The sequence below is a fragment of the Tessaracoccus sp. MC1679 genome, from assembly GCF_014164775.1.
Classification (GTDB): Bacteria; Actinomycetota; Actinomycetes; order Propionibacteriales; family Propionibacteriaceae; genus Arachnia.
The window spans coordinates 367389-382248 of sequence record NZ_JACJGB010000004.1 but is presented as its reverse complement, the minus strand read 5'-3'; the positions used below and the strand labels follow the sequence as shown (position 1 = coordinate 382248).

The 14860-nt window shown below is 68.5% G+C and carries 10 protein-coding genes and 1 tRNA gene; 7 read left to right on the top strand and 4 right to left on the bottom strand.

Annotated features, from left to right (window positions below):
- A partial coding sequence (gene mobF / locus H5398_RS08895; RefSeq protein ID WP_182799748.1) for a MobF family relaxase occupies nt 1-4081 on the bottom strand: 4081 nt, incomplete at its 3' end.
- A 114-nt stretch (nt 4082-4195) separates the two neighbouring features.
- On the opposite strand from mobF, the gene H5398_RS08890 reads away from it, so the two are divergent.
- From H5398_RS08890 to H5398_RS08860, 7 genes are all read left to right on the top strand, one after another.
- Nucleotides 4196-4579 (top strand): hypothetical protein, encoded by a 384-nt coding sequence (locus H5398_RS08890; protein WP_182799747.1) that lies wholly within the window; start codon nt 4196-4198, stop codon nt 4577-4579.
- A 185-nt stretch (nt 4580-4764) separates the two neighbouring features.
- Nucleotides 4765-5454, top strand: a complete 690-nt coding sequence (locus H5398_RS08885; protein WP_182799746.1) for a hypothetical protein — start codon at nt 4765-4767, stop codon at nt 5452-5454.
- A gap of 935 nt (nt 5455-6389) precedes the next feature.
- Nucleotides 6390-6461: transfer RNA gene (locus H5398_RS08880), tRNA-Val, on the top strand.
- Between the two features lie 49 nt (nt 6462-6510).
- Nucleotides 6511-7281, top strand: a complete 771-nt coding sequence (locus H5398_RS08875) for a sirohydrochlorin chelatase (RefSeq protein WP_182782834.1) — start codon at nt 6511-6513, stop codon at nt 7279-7281.
- A gap of 29 nt (nt 7282-7310) precedes the next feature.
- Nucleotides 7311-7727, top strand: coding sequence for a peptide-methionine (R)-S-oxide reductase MsrB (gene msrB, locus H5398_RS08870; RefSeq protein WP_182782835.1), 417 nt, complete (start codon nt 7311-7313; stop codon nt 7725-7727).
- A gap of 61 nt (nt 7728-7788) precedes the next feature.
- Nucleotides 7789-8370 carry a DUF3000 domain-containing protein gene (locus H5398_RS08865; RefSeq protein ID WP_370585733.1) on the top strand — a complete coding sequence of 194 codons (582 nt, stop codon included), beginning with the start codon at nt 7789-7791 and terminating at the stop codon, nt 8368-8370.
- Nucleotides 8367-9572 carry an HRDC domain-containing protein gene (locus tag H5398_RS08860; RefSeq protein ID WP_182782836.1) on the top strand — a complete coding sequence of 402 codons (1206 nt, stop codon included), beginning with the start codon at nt 8367-8369 and terminating at the stop codon, nt 9570-9572. The genes H5398_RS08865 and H5398_RS08860 overlap by 4 nt, the downstream gene beginning before the upstream one ends.
- Here the strand turns inward: H5398_RS08860 and dxs are convergent.
- From dxs to H5398_RS08845, 3 genes are all read right to left on the bottom strand, one after another.
- The gene (dxs, locus tag H5398_RS08855) at nt 9569-11485 is read right to left on the bottom strand and encodes a 1-deoxy-D-xylulose-5-phosphate synthase (RefSeq protein WP_182782837.1); all 1917 of its coding nucleotides are present in this window, start codon (nt 11483-11485) and stop codon (nt 9569-9571) included. The genes H5398_RS08860 and dxs overlap by 4 nt on opposite strands.
- A gap of 47 nt (nt 11486-11532) precedes the next feature.
- Nucleotides 11533-11922 carry a hypothetical protein gene (locus H5398_RS08850; RefSeq protein ID WP_182799745.1) on the bottom strand — a complete coding sequence of 130 codons (390 nt, stop codon included), beginning with the start codon at nt 11920-11922 and terminating at the stop codon, nt 11533-11535.
- A gap of 112 nt (nt 11923-12034) precedes the next feature.
- Entirely contained in the window at nt 12035-14854 is a 2820-nt protein-coding gene (locus H5398_RS08845) for an aconitate hydratase (protein ID WP_182799744.1), read from the bottom strand.
- Nucleotides 14855-14860: the final 6 nt, after the last annotated feature.

Genomic DNA, 14860 nt, shown 5'->3' with positions numbered 1-14860 from the left:
AGTCGATGTCCTCGATTCCCTCAGGCGGCAGCTCGTCGGGATGCGGCGGCTCCCCCTGCTCGTCCGGGGGCGGGGTGGTGAGGTGGTGTGTGCGCCACAGCATGGCCTGACACGCATCATCGAACCCGGACACATCCACCGTCGGGGTGATCAGATTGTCGAGGTGGTGTCCGTGGTCGGTGGCGTGGGTGATCGCGGCGGCCAGGTGCGGCCACCAGGGGCTGGCCTCCAACTCCGCGGCCGCCTCGTACCCGAGCCGATCCACCAGTGATCCTTCCCAGGCGGGGAGGGTGGGGCCGTCGGCGGCGGCGAGGTGTCGGGCCAGTCGCCACCACAATGCGGCGGCGGGCTGTTCCGCGGGCAGTGGTCCGTCGGCGACGGCTGCGGCGAGGTGCTCGGTGACGGGCACCCCGGCCTGATGCAGGGCGGCGAGGCGGTGCGCCAGGACGGGGGCGTATGGGTCGCGGGGCAGATCGGCGCGGACGTCGCGCAGCAGATCGGTCCACACCCCCACCGGATGAGCAGGCCGCAACCGGTCCAGGAGACGCTGCTGCCAGCGGTGCGCCGCAGCCCCGAGCTGGGGAGGGCCGGTGGGGCGCCGGTCTGCGCGGTCGACCTGCCACGCCGCCCGCCACACCTCCACCTCAGCAACACTCGAGGTCGTCAGGGTCTGCCCGGGCAGCGCCCACACCGGCCGCGTCACCCCGGCCGCAGCGTCACGCACTTCGACGGCGAAGTCCTCCACCAAGCCCTGGCGTGCGGCCAGGTACGGTCCCCACTGCGGATGCGCGGTGAGGGTGGCGGGGATGGCGGGGAGCCACGGCAACGGCCCCACCCCGGCAGGGTTCGGGAGTCGCCAGGTCAGCACCGCCGCCGGATCCGCAGCCGTCCCCAGCTCACGGGCATCGACCGCCGCCCGCAACACCTCCAGCGGCGAGGTGGCTTGGTCGGCGGCCGCGTGCAGGAGATGGGACCGCAGCGTGGGCCACGCTGGGCAGGACGTCAGCTGCTCCACCACCTGGTCGGCATGCTCATCCAACTCGACGACCGCATAGGGGTGTAGCTGTTCGATGGCCACGGTGACCGCGTCGGTGTAGCGGGCGGCCGCGAGCCCCAGTCGGGTGTACGGATCGGTGGCGTGGCGGGCTTCGGTGGTCACCGAGCGTGAGGATCCGTCCCGGGCCAACACCTGCTCGAGGACGTCGCCGGCGGTGACCGGCCGCAGCGTCGCGGGATGGATCGGGGCATTCTCCTCTCCGCCGTCGACGACCTGCACATACGCCTCGTTGGAGCGGCGGCCGCGGCTCATCGCCACATACAACTGCTGCCTGCTCTCCGTCCCGGTCAGCACCGTGTGGGTGGTGTCGACCGTGACCCCCTGAGCGCAGTGCACCGTCACCGCGTACCCCAACTCCACATGCTCGGCCACATAGCCCGGCGGCAGCAGAACCCGCAGCCGGGTGCTGCGGTGCACTGCTCGGAGTGCGCCGGCCGGGTCGACGCCGGTGACGGTCCACCGGTCGCCGTTCTTCACCCAATCCGTGGCGCTCACACTGAGCCGCCGGTCATTGAGTCGGGTCACGATCACATCCCCCACCGATGCCATGTTCCCATCCGACAGCACCGCAACGGGACCTCCACCATCGCTGTCGGGGGTGTCGGTGAGGCGGTGGTCGCGGGCCCACCGGTTGAGTTGGGCGACCTGGTCGCGGGTGCCGGCCAGCATCACGCTGTCGAGCCCTGCCGCTCGGTCGTGGAGCCAGCCTGTGAGGGCGTCGCGCAGCACGGTCTCCTCGGAGCCGGCATGGATTCGTCCCTGGTCGAGGTAGAAGCCCAGCGCCTCGAGCCGGCCCTCGCGCAGGGCCAGGGAGGCTGCTGCTTCGGCGGGGTCTGCGAAGCGCATGATCTCGGTCAGCTGTACCGCGCCGTGGGTCTCGGTGATGTCGCGCAGCACGCCGCCGGCGCCGACCGCGGCGAGCTGCTGATCATCACCGATCAGCCGCACCGACGCCCCCCGCCCCACCGCGAACCCGACCACCACTGCCAGGGTGGGGGTATCGGCCATGCCTGCCTCGTCGACGATCAACAAGGTCTCCGCACCGATCAGGGCCTCCACGGCCGCCTGGTTGTGGTGGAGGTCGTGGGCGATCTTCGCCAGCGTCGCCGAGGCTCCGACCTGCTCCCCCAGTACCCCCGCCGCGACCGCTGAGGGAGCCAGACCCAGCACGGTGCCGCCGCTTTCCCGCCACGCGCCGGCCAACACGGCTAGGGCTGTGGTCTTGCCTGACCCGGCCGCCGCCAACCCCACCTGCACCCGCCGACCGCTGGTGGCCATGCGCCGGACCAGCTGGATCTGCCCCGCATTCAACGTCACTCCGCCGGCGGTGGAGGCCAGCAGCGCCACCGTGACGTCGATCTCCTCGACCCGCCGCCCATCCGTCAACCCGGCGGCCGCAGTGATCGTCTCCTCCGCTTCGATGACGGCGGTGGAGGTGAACCGGCGACCCCCGACGGTGCTGTAGACACTCTCCCCATCACTGCGCCGCAGCAGCTGCGGATCAATGACCGGATCGGTCCAGCCGGCCACCGGCAGACACCTGGCGGTCGCGGCCGCCAGCAGCGCGGCGGTCAACTCCTCCGCCTGCCGCGGGTCCGTGGCGCGTTCGCGGGCACGGCGCGAGGCTTCGGCTTGCAGGTGCCACACCGTCCACGACGCCCGCGACACACCCATCCGGGCCACCATCTCGCCGGCGACCTGCTCGACCCATTCCGTCGTGGCCGCGGGCCCCGACTGGCCGCCGGCGGCGGTCACGTCGGTGAGCATCCGGGCCACCCCGTCGCCGCCGAGGACGGCAGCTGCTTGGGCCGCCCAGGTGGTGCGCTGCTCGGCGAGGCTGCGGGGTTCATGCTTGGCCTGCCGGGTCTCCAGGGTGGCCTGCTGCGCCAACGCGATCGCCTCGGCCGGTGTCGGCGGCCGACCATGAGCGTGCTGGAAGTCGACTGCCAGCTCCGCCTGGCGGGCCTCGATCGCCGCCCGCCGGCTCGACCACGCCTCCCGCAACCGGGCCGGCACACCCACGATCTCCCGCACTGCCCGCTTGCCCGGATCACGCGCCGTGTCGACCGCGAACCGGACCCCGAGACGCTCCACCAGGTGCGCCTCCAGAGCCGTGTTGTACACCTCCGAGATGCTCACCATCCCCGCATGCAACGGGCGGCCGTCGACCGCCAACCACGCCCCATCCAAGGTCTGGACCTTGTTCGCGACAGCGACATGGGTGTGCAGGTTCGGATCCCCCGCCCGAGAATCCCGATGCGTGAACGCCGCCGCGACCATCCCGGTCACCTCCACCTGCCGCACCCCACCATGCCCCCGCCGGGAGAACAGGACCCGCTCCTCCAGATAGCGCAGCGCGTCCGCGACCGCCGCGTTGTGAGCCTCCTCGATCTGCGCCGCCACCTCCTGCGGCGCCACCGCCCACAGGGCCGACACCGACTTCACCGGGGTGAACGTCACGTCATAGCCCGCGCACGCGATCGTCGGGTTCCTCGTCAACGTCGCCACCTCCGACGACAACTCCACCCCGCTCGGCGCCCTCCCCATCCGCGCCTCGAAACCAGCAGTAGCGAGCTCGTTGCGGATACCTGCCCGCACATCCACCGGCACCGTCCCACCACTGCCCAACCCGTTGGCCGCAGCCCACTGACTGCACCGGACCGCGACCTCCTGCTGGAACACCGTGGCCGCCGTCCGCACCTGGAATGGCGACCCCAGCCGGGCCGCTTGGCGGATCTGCGCCGGCGTCGCGTCGGCCGGGAGAGCTGCCAGCCGAGCCTCCATATCCGGATGGAAACCCGCCCCGAACAAGGCACGCATCTGAACCTCCGACACCGCACCACCCGGCTCCATCTCCAACGCCGCCAGGCCGGTACCGACCCACCGACCCGGCACCTCACCCTTCTCCGTGTAGTAGCTCGTCAGCGACGCGTGGCCCTTCTCTGTTGAGTCCTGCGCAGCGACCTGCCGGGTCAGGTAGTCATACCCCGACCCGGCAGTCAGCTTGTGCAAAGACGCCGTCACACCCCCTACCAACCCGAACCCGACCCCGCCACAGCGTGAACCGACTCCGCTGAATTTTCGTGTGACGGCCCGGGAATCACGCGAGGTCCGGTGCCCGAGGAGCAGACTCGTCGCATGAATCCCGAACTTGGCGCCGACTACCAGCTGCTCGCAGCCGTAGCGCAGGTCGTCCAAGTCCTGGCATGGATCGCCATCCTCATCGGAGCGTTCCTACGCGAAAGCGGCACCCGCGAGTACCTCAGCAAGGGCGCCGAAGGCCTGGGATGGATCGCCCTGATCGGCTCCGGAATCGTGGGCTCGCAGATAGCCGCCCAGCAGGCGCTGAACTGCACTCTGTGGGGGCGAGACTGCATCCAGTCAGACTCTCAAGCCTGGGCCTACCTCTGGGAACACCTCCTCAAAGGCATCGTCTACGACGCGGTCATCGGCGGCGTAGCTGAGCTGGTTGGATGGTCCGCCGCCCGGCTACGGAAAAGGCGACAAACCTCCGGACCATGACGCGCAGACCCGCGAACGCGAACGTACCCCCAGCCCATCCGCGACCCGCGCGCACCCACGCTTGATGATGCATCAGATGCAACAACCCGCCCTTCTGCTGGGAGCACGGTGCCTATTGAGTGGGAGCGAGAAGCATTCATCCGGAGGGCAACCAGACAGCATAGTCTCGCCTTGTGACTCCTGAGTTGTTCGCCGTCGTGGTCGCTGGCGGCTTCGGCGTCACCGGCACGATCGTCGGCGTCGTGATGACGACGTGGTTGGGGCGGTCCGCGGAACGGCGGCGCTTGGCCGCTGAGGATGATCGTCGTTGGCTCGCTGACCGACGGCGGGTCTATGCGGCGTTCCTCGTCCTCAGCCAGTCCATGCTTCGCGAGATCGACGGTGTCGCTGTCTTTCTGCCATACCGCGGTGACGAGGAGCTTGCTGACGAGGATGAAGCCTTCATGACGGACGGCCTGATGCACTACATCGCCCGCTGGGACGATCAGCTTCAACCAGCGCTGAGCGATCTGCTACTGGTGGCGGGCAGTGGGGTGGCGGACCTCGCAGATCGGGTTTCGGGCGCTTTGATGGAGTTAACCGCAGTTGTTGAGAAGCGGGGTCCATTCGTCAGCTACTACCCTGGTTGGTTTCGTGCGCAGGATCTCCTGGGGGTGCTTCGGAACGCCATGCGGGCTGAGCTAGGACTCAACGACGCGATCGAGACGAACTATCCGCGGGACTCAGAGTGGCCGTGGCTGAAGGACCGTCCCTCCGAAGAGGAGTACATACGTCGCCAGACAGAGATACAAGGACGGCCGCCGCTCACCACTTGTGAGAAGGCTCGCCTCGTGGAGTCGAAGGATGACAAGTCGGCATCCTCAGACCCTTCGTGAGCGGCCAGACCACGAGGGCGACTCGTCCACCGCGGCGATGTCAGCGTTGGCCGTGCAGAACGGCGCGCGTGAGGAAGTGGTACCAGCCCGGGCTCAGCACGGTGTGTTCGGGCGCCCCGGCCCGGACGGAGCAGGAGTTCGGGTCGCTGAATCCGTCGACTATGCGGAGATCGACTGGCAGCCTTGCGGTGTGGTGTGGACGAGTTCGCCCCGAAGCCATCTGTGAAATGGGTGGCCGAGGTCGACTGGTGTCCTCTGTCCTCGGTACTCGATACTGACGGTCCAGTCGTGCGGGTCTTCATGAATGCTTCAAGCTTTGCTTGGTCACCTGTGATCTGTGGGAAGGTCTTGCGGGCGGTAGCCGCGACGGCAACGAGGACGCTGAGCAACGCCTCCTCTCGCCGTTTTGTTCTGCCAGAGAAGTCCGCATCTTCGACCCGGTCTTGAATCGACATGTCTCAGCCATTCTCCCGGTAGGTCGCGCTGAGTGACGTGTTGGGTCCAGTCACGTGCGGCGAAGGTGGCCCCTGCGGCGCGACGCCGATGAAGTTCTGCGAAGGTCGGGGCGGGGCTCGCCCGGCGAGGGCAGACAAGGCCGCATGACGCGACCTTGCCACGATGGGGGTCCCGACCCGGCACACCCTCGATCGCCAGCATCGAGTAACGCCTGACTCATCCATGGCAGATCCCCCCGGATGCCACCTCGCCAAAGAGCTCCTCGGCCAATCGCTGTTACCTGAGCGTTGGTGATGACGGAATGGCTGCAGATCGGACACGTCAGTCGTCACGTGACCAAGACCTTGGCGACTGCGAACGGCCGACCACGCCCAGCCATAACCAGGAGAGGTGCGCCATCCGATCACCCGGCAATTGGAGTGACTCTCGTCGCCGGTTCGCGTTCTCCCGCGGATTCTACTAGACTCCCGTTTCGCTAGGGGCGATTGGCGCAGTGGTAGCGCGCTTCGTTCACACCGAAGAGGTCGGCGGTTCGAAACCGCCATCGCCCACTCTAGATCCTCGAACCGCCATGCTCTGTGGCCCGATGAGAGAGAGTCGATGACGGCGCCGGCAATCGTGCTCGTGGCTGAAGGCCCGGACGACGTGCCGGTGTCGGAGGCGCTACAGGCCATTGCTGCCGCCCTCCGTGAAGCCCGGCCAGATCTACGCATCCACCTCGCCAGGCTGGGTGGCGTCTCCCCCAGGCTTGAGGACGTCATCAAGAGCCTGGTTGCCGACGACGTGGCGGAGGCCGTTCTGGTGCCCCTGGACCTGGTCTCCGCCGCTGCGCACCCCCCGGAGTTGGACACCTTCTCGCACTCCTCGGACATCCACCTCGCGGTGAGCCGCCCCGTCGGCCCTGCGGGCGAGGTGCTCAACATCCTCGACGAACGGGTGCGGGAGGCCCTTCACCGAGGGGGCGCCCTGGAAATCGACGGACTCATCCTCACCGCCCCGGGTGGTGGAGACGTGCGTGGCTCCTCCCTTCTGGCACGCAGGGCACGGCAGTGGTCCGCCCACCACAGGTTGCCTGTCCAGCTCGCCGTCGAGGACGGAGACGGAACGGCAACCGCTGCGGCCGTCCAGTCGCTGCGCATGCAGGGCCGGAGACACATCGCGGTGGGCAGCCTCCATCTCACTCCCACGCCCGCCTACCGCGCCCACGCGCAGGCCGCGCTGCGGGCCGGCGCCGTCGCCGTCACCGCCCCCATCGGGGACAACCCACACCTTTGCCAGCTCATCCTGGCGCGCTACGCCTTCGGCGCCATGGAGTTGCTCGACGGGACCCCAACGCGCCTACCCGACGGCCTGGACGGCGACGACTCCTGAGCCTTGACTCGGGTGCCTAAGCTCGATGCATGACAGAGCCTTACGTCGCCCCCGTGTCCAAGACCGACGACCAGTGGCGCACCGAGCTGTCGCCGCTGGAGTTCAAGGTGTTGCGCCAGGCCGGCACCGAGATGGCCTACACGGGGGAATACACGGACACTGAGGATGAGGGCATCTACGAGTGCCGCGGGTGTGGCGCCGAGCTCTTCCGCAGCACCGAGAAGTTCCACTCCCACTGCGGATGGCCCAGCTTCTTCTCCCCCTTGGCCGAAGAACGGGTCCGCTACCTGCGCGACGATTCCATCCGCGGGCGGACCCGGGTGGAGGTCCGCTGCGCCGCATGCGACGGACATCTCGGCCACGTCTTCGAGGGCGAGGGCTACGAGACCCCCACGGACCTTCGCTACTGCATCAACTCGGTCAGCCTGCGCCTCAGGCGCGCCTAGCCGGGCCCGCGCCCGGCGCGCCATCGCGGGATCGGATGCGCCCCGGCCTAGGCTGTCACCCGTGCCAGCGAACGTGACCCCCATCCCCCCGGAGCCGTTCGCGCGGGCGCTGCGAGAGCTCGAGTCCATGACCTGGAGGCGCGGGTTCAACACCGACGAGATCGGGTCCCCTCAGCGGATCGCGCCCTTCTCGGTGGCCATCGAGGCCGAGCTCGCCGGCACAGACGAGCCCCTAGCCTCGGGGAGACTCATCCTCCTGCACGATCCCTCCGGGAACGAGTCCTGGGGTGGAACCTTCCGCCTCGTCACCTACGTCCGCGCCGACGTCGAGATGGAGATGGTGACCGATCCACTGCTGCCCGAGGTTGCATGGTCGTGGTTCACCGAGGCGGTTGAGAGCCGCGGCTGCCTCGCGCAGGCGCTGGCCGGGACGGTCACGGCTTCCTACGGGAGGGGCTTCGGGGAGATGGCCGACGAAGACCGCGCCGAGGTCGAGCTCCGCTGTTCCTGGACCCCCACGCTGGACGACCGGCACCCGCTGACGAGCCACCTTGCCGCATGGGAGGACCTCGTGGGCCAGGTGGCGGGCCAGCCGCCCCTTCCCCCCGGCGTGGCCACACTGCCCCTGGGCCGGCGCTCGTGACCTACGTCGAGCAGAGCCGCGAACCGCTCCGGCCCGTGGTCGCGGACGCGCCCTCCCTCGCTGCGTGCCTGGCCGCGCTGAGCGCCGGCACGGGTCCAGTCGCGTTTGACACAGAGCGCGCCCACGGGCACCGCTACTGGCCGAAGGCCTATCTGCTCCAGATCCGTCGGGAAGGAGCGGGCACGTGGCTGATCGACCCCATCGCGTTCGAGAACGACGGGCCGGCGGACCTCAGCAGCCTGGTTGAGGCCTGCGGCGAGGCCACCTGGCTGATCCATGCCGCAAGCCAGGACCTGCCCTGCATGCGTGAGATCGGCATCATTCCCCCGCAGCTCTTCGACACCGAGCTGGCGGCACGGCTCCTCGCGAAGCCGGGTGCCAGCCTGGGCGCGCTCCTCCTCGCGGAACTCGGGGTGCGGCTCCGGAAGGCCCACTCCGCGGACAACTGGTCCAAGCGCCCGCTGCCCGACTCCTGGCTGACGTACGCAGCGTTGGATGTGGACTACCTGCTTGAACTCGCCGTCATCCTCGGCGATGAACTCCGCGCCACCGGCCGCGACACCTGGGCGCACCAGGAATTCGACGACGCCCTCACGCGGTTCACCGCGGTGCCGGAACCGAGGGTGGACCCATGGCGACGCCTCACCGGCATCACCACCCTTCGCACGCCCCGGCAATACGCCGTGGCACGAGCTTTGTGGCTGGAGCGCGACGCCATCGCGCAGCGACGCGACCGGCCTCCCGGCTGGATCCTGCACGACTCCGCAATCCTGGAACTGGCCGTCCGAGCCAGGGAGGCGGTCCCCACCCGCGCCCAGGCCCAGGCCCTCCCCGGCTTCAGCACCCAGCCCGGGCAGCGCTTCCTCACCAACTGGATGGGGGCGCTGGATGAGGTCAGGGCCATGCCGGAAGCCCTTTACCCACCCCGGCGCGGACCGCACACCGGCGTGCCCCACCCCCGCACCTGGGACCGGATCAACCCGGAGGCCGCCGAGCGGTGGGCCAAGGTGCGTCCGGCCGTCGACGAGTTGGCGTGCGACCTTGGCGGGCTACAGCCGAGTCTGGTGGCTCCCCCTGCGGCACTGCACGGAGCGCTGTTCGAGCACAGCGTCGTGACACGGGACGCGCTGATCGGTCTGGGTGCCAGGCCCTGGCAGGCGGACTTCCTGGAGCCCCTGATAGCCGAGGCCCTCGACAGCTAGGCCGGACGCCCCGCAGTCTCCTCCAGCTCTGATCCGCTCAGGACCACACCCAACACCTGCAGGGAGGTCTTGGCAGCCGTCAGTCCGATCTCCTCGAGCACCTCGTCGCGTGATCCGTGGGCAAGGAAGCGCTGCGGGATACCGAAGGTGAGGACCCGCGTGGCGGCGCCGGTATCGGCGAGCCTTGAGCGGAGCTTCTGGCCGACGCCACCCTCCACCAGGTTGTCCTCCAAGGTCACGACGAGATCGTGCCCGGCGGCGAGGCTGACGAGATCCTGGCTGACAGGCAGGGCCCACAGCGGATCGGCAACCGAGGCGGGCACTCCCTGGTCCCCCAGCCGCTCTGCCACGCCCAGGCCCATCCCGGCGAACTGGCCGTAACCGACGATGAGCACCCTGGCTCCCTCGGCTCGACGGAGGATGTCAACGCGGGCCAGTCCCTCGCCCACATGGGCCACAGCCGCGATCTCGTCGGGGAGGCGCTCCTTGGAGTAGCGCACCACCGTGATGGCGTCATCGACCTCGACGGCCCGGTCAATGGCGGCCACCAGCCGCGCCTGGTCCCGCGGAGCCGCCAGCTGCAGCCCTGGCACGAGGCCCATCAGGCTCATGTCCCACATCCCGTTGTGGCTCGGGCCGTCCGTCCCCGTGACACCCGCCCTGTCCAGGGCGATGGTGAGGCCCACACCGTGCAGCGAGGCGTCCATGAGCACCTGATCGAAGGCACGGTTGAGGAACGTGGCATACAACGCCACCACCGGGTGCAGGCCGGAGCGCGCCATGCCGGCCGCTGACACGATGGCGTGCTGCTCGGCGATGCCGACGTCGAAGGTGCGGTCCGGGAAGGCCGCGGCGAACCGGCCGAGCCCCGTGGGGTACAGCATCGCAGCTGTGACGGCCACCACGTCGGGGCGACGCTGACCCACCTGCACCATCGCCTCGGCGAAGGCGTCGGTCCAGGTGGCCTGCACTGAGGCCGACAGCGGCTCGCCGGTGATCTCGTTGATTCGGCCGACGGCGTGGAACCTGTCTTCCTCATGCTCCTCCGCAGCCTGGAAGCCGCGACCCTTCCGGGTGACGCAATGGACAAGAACCGGTCCCCCGAAGTGGCGGGCCTGCTCAAGGTGATTGGTGAGGGAGGTGATGTCGTGGCCGTCGAGCGGGCCCATGTACTTGATCCCGAGGTCCGAGAACATCGACTGCGGGGCGACAACGTCCTTGATACCGGTCTTCACGCCGTGCATGAGGTCATAGACGGGACGCCCCACCAGCGGCATCCGGTTCACAGTGCGCTTGATCAGGCTGAGCGTCTTCTCGTAGCGCTGGTCCGTGCGGAGCCCTGCGAGGTGGTTCGCGAGGCCGCCCACCGTTGGGGTGTAGGAACGGCCGTTGTCGTTGACCACCACCACGAGGCGGAGACCGGGGGTGGCCGCGATGTTGTTGAGCGCCTCCCAGGCCATGCCGCCGGTGAGGGCGCCGTCGCCCACCACGGCAACCACCGTGCGCTGCTCGCCGCGGAGCCGGAATCCCTTCGCCAGACCTTCGGCCCACGACAGGGCCGTGGACGCGTGCGAATTGGCCACCCAGTCGTGCTCGGACTCGGCCGGCTCCGGGTAGCCCGACAGCCCGCCGCGCTGACGCAAGGTGTCGAACCCGGCCGCCCGGCCCGTGAGGATCTTGTGCACGTAGCTCTGGTGGCCCGTGTCGAAGATGACGGGGTCCGACGGCGAGTCGAACACCCGATGGATGGCGATGGTCAGCTCAACGACGCCGAGGTTGGGCCCCAGGTGGCCACCCGTCCGGCTCACCTTCGTGATGAGGAAGGACCGGATCTCGGAGGCGAGCTGAACGAGCTGCCGCCGGGAGAGCGCACGAAGATCGCGTGGGCTCTGGATCGATTCGACCAAGGACATGCGCACAATAGTAGGCCCTAACACCAGAGCACCCCCGCTACGAACCGCTACAGCCTGGGCACGAACCGCGCGTCCCGGAGCGCCTGTTCCACCAGATCTACTCCCCTGGCCACCCGGGTGAGCCGTGCCTCCTCCTGCTGCAGGAGGGCTGCGGCCTGATCCGCGGTGGATGAGTCCACAACGCCGGCCAGGGAAGAACGCAGGCCCGTGAGGCCCGTCCTGGTGGCCAGCAGCTGCGAGGCGACGAACTCCCCCGCCAGGCGTGCCAGTACCACCGGATGCCGACGTAGCAGCTGGTATCCCCGATACTCCGCGGGGCAGCAATCCAGAAGATAGCCCTCGGCCGAGGCGAGCCACCCCTGCGAACCGGGCGGCCGCACCGTGCCCGGCCACCCAGGCGGCACATAAACCCGGATCATTTCGTCATCATCGAACATGTGTTCTATTGAATCTCATGCCCCCGACAGAAGTAAAGACCTCGACCAGACCAGGGAGACGCAAACGAGGCGACCCCCCGAAGGGGACCGCCTCGTTTGCGTGACGACAGGCTCAGCTCCTGGCGAGATTTCGGAGCACGTACTGCATGATGCCGCCGTTGACGTAGTAGCCGCGCTCCCCCGGCGTGTCGATGCGCACGACCGCCTCGAAGACGACCTCGGTGCCGTCCGGGCGGACCGCCTTCACCGTCATGGTCTTCGGCGTGAAGCCCTCGTTGAGTTGCGTGACTCCCGAGACAGAGAAGGACTCCTCACCCGTCAACCCCAGCGTCTGGGCGGTCTGGCCCTCCGGATATTGGAGCGGGAGGACGCCCATGCCGATCAGGTTGGAGCGGTGGATCCGCTCGTAGCTCTCGGCGATCACCACCCGGACGCCCAGCAGTGCGGTGCCCTTGGCCGCCCAGTCACGCGACGAGCCGGACCCGTACTCCTTGCCCGCCAGCACCACCAACGGAATGCCCGCTGCGGCGTAGTTGACCGACGCGTCGTAGACGGTGGTCACCGGGCCCCCGTCGACCGTGAAGTCGCGCGTGAAGCCGCCCTCGGTGTCCGGCGCAATCTGATTGCGCAGCCGGATGTTGGCGAACGTGCCTCGAATCATGACCTCGTGATTGCCGCGGCGCGATCCATAGGAGTTGAAGTCTTTCCGCTCAACCCCATGCTCGGTCAGGTACCGGCCGGCCGGCGAGTCCGCCTTGATGCTCCCCGCGGGCGAAATGTGGTCCGTGGTGACAGAGTCCCCCAGCTTGAGCAGCACCCTGGCGTCGGACACGTCCTCGACCGGTGTGGGTTCTGCGGGCATGTCGTCGAAGTAGGGCGCCTTCCGCACATAGGTGGAGTCCGCATCCCACTCGAAGGTCTCGCCGTCCGGGGTGGGGAGCGACCGCCAGCGCTCATCGCCGGCGAACACGTCGGCGTAGCGGGTGACGAACATCTCCGCGCTGATCGAGTCGTTGATGACTTCGTCGATCTCGGCCTCGGTGGGCCAGATGTCGCGCATGAAGACGTCGTTGCCCTCCGGATCCTGCCCGATCGGATCGTTGAACAGGTCGATGTCCATGGTTCCCGCCAGCGCGTAGACGATGACAAGCATCGGCGAGGCGAGGTAGTTCATCTTGACGTCGGGATTGATCCGGCCCTCGAAGTTGCGGTTTCCGGAGAGGACCGCCGAGACCGCCAGGTCGTGGGCATTGACGGCGTCGGTGACCTCCGGGATCAGCGGACCGGAGTTGCCGATGCAGGTAACGCACCCGTAGCCGACCAGATTGAATCCGATGGCGTCGAGGTAGCTGGTGAGCCCGGAGCGGTCGTAGTAGTCGGTGACCACCTGCGAGCCGGGGGCCAGCGACGTCTTGACCCAGGGCTTGCGGGTGAGACCGCGTTCGACCGCCTTCTTCGCCACCAGGCCCGCGCCGATCATGACGCTCGGGTTGGAGGTGTTGGTGCAGGAGGTGATCGAGGCGATCGTCACGGCGCCGTGATCCAGCTCGAAGGAGGTCCCGTCGGCCAGGGTCACCGGTGCCGCGGCATGCACGCGGGGGCGCATCGTGTGGTGTGCCGGGTCCGACGGGGCCGGCGAATCGTCCACGCTGCTCGGATTCACTCCGGTGGGGTCGGAAGCCTCCATCGTCGCCGCGACGGCCCGGTCGTAGCCGGAGTAGGCGTCCGCGTCATGCGGGGCTCCAACGAACCCTGCGACCGCTTCGCGGAAGGCCGCCTTCGACTCGTCGAGGCGGATCCGGTCCTGCGGACGCTTCGGACCTGCGATGGAGGGGACAACGGTGGCGAGGTCCAGCTCGATGTACTCGGAGTACTGCGGCTCGACGCTCGGGTCGTGCCACAGCCCCTGCGCCTTCGCGTAGGACTCCACGAGGGCGATCTGCTGCTCGTCGCGTCCGGTGAGCCTCAGGTATGCGATCGTCTGCTCGTCGATCGGGAAGATGGCGATGGTGGAGCCGTACTCGGGGCTCATGTTGCCGATCGTGGCGCGGTTGGCCAGCGGCACCGCCGCCACGCCGTCGCCGTAGAACTCGACGAACTTGCCCACCACCTTGTGCTCACGCAGCATTTCGGTGATGGTGAGGACGAGGTCTGTCGCGGTGGTGCCCTCGTTCAGCTTGCCGGTGAGCTTGAAGCCCACGACCCGCGGGAGGAGCATCGAGACGCTCTGCCCGAGCATGGCCGCCTCAGCCTCGATTCCGCCGACGCCCCACCCGACGACGCCCAGGCCGTTGACCATGGTGGTGTGCGAGTCCGTGCCCACGCAGGTGTCGGGGTATGCCTGCAGGACGCCGTTCACGACGCGAGGGAAGACCACACGCGCGAGGTGCTCGATGTTGACCTGATGCACAATGCCGGTGCCAGGCGGCACGACCTTGAAGTCGTCGAACGCCTTCTGGCCCCACCGGAGGAACTGGTAGCGCTCGCGGTTGCGCTGATACTCGATATCCACGTTCGCCTCGAAGGCGCCGGCGATGCCGAACACCTCCGCGATGACGGAGTGGTCGATGACCATTTCTGCGGGCGAGAGGGGGTTGACCTTCGACGGGTCCCCACCGAGCCCCGCGACCGCCTCGCGCATGGTGGCCAGGTCCACCACGCATGGCACGCCGGTGAAGTCCTGCATGATGACGCGGGCGGGCGTGAACTGGATCTCATGATCGGGCTGAGCGGCCGGGTCCCAGGCGCCCAGGAACGCGATGTCGTCGCGGGTGATGTTGGCGCCGTCCTCGGTGCGCAACAGATTCTCCAGGAGGACCTTGAGGCTGAAGGGCAACTTCTCCGAGCCCGGGACCGCATCGACCCGGAAGATCTCGTACGAGGTGCCGTTGACGTCGAGGCTCGCCTTGGCCCCGAAACTGTTGACGCTCATCCTTCT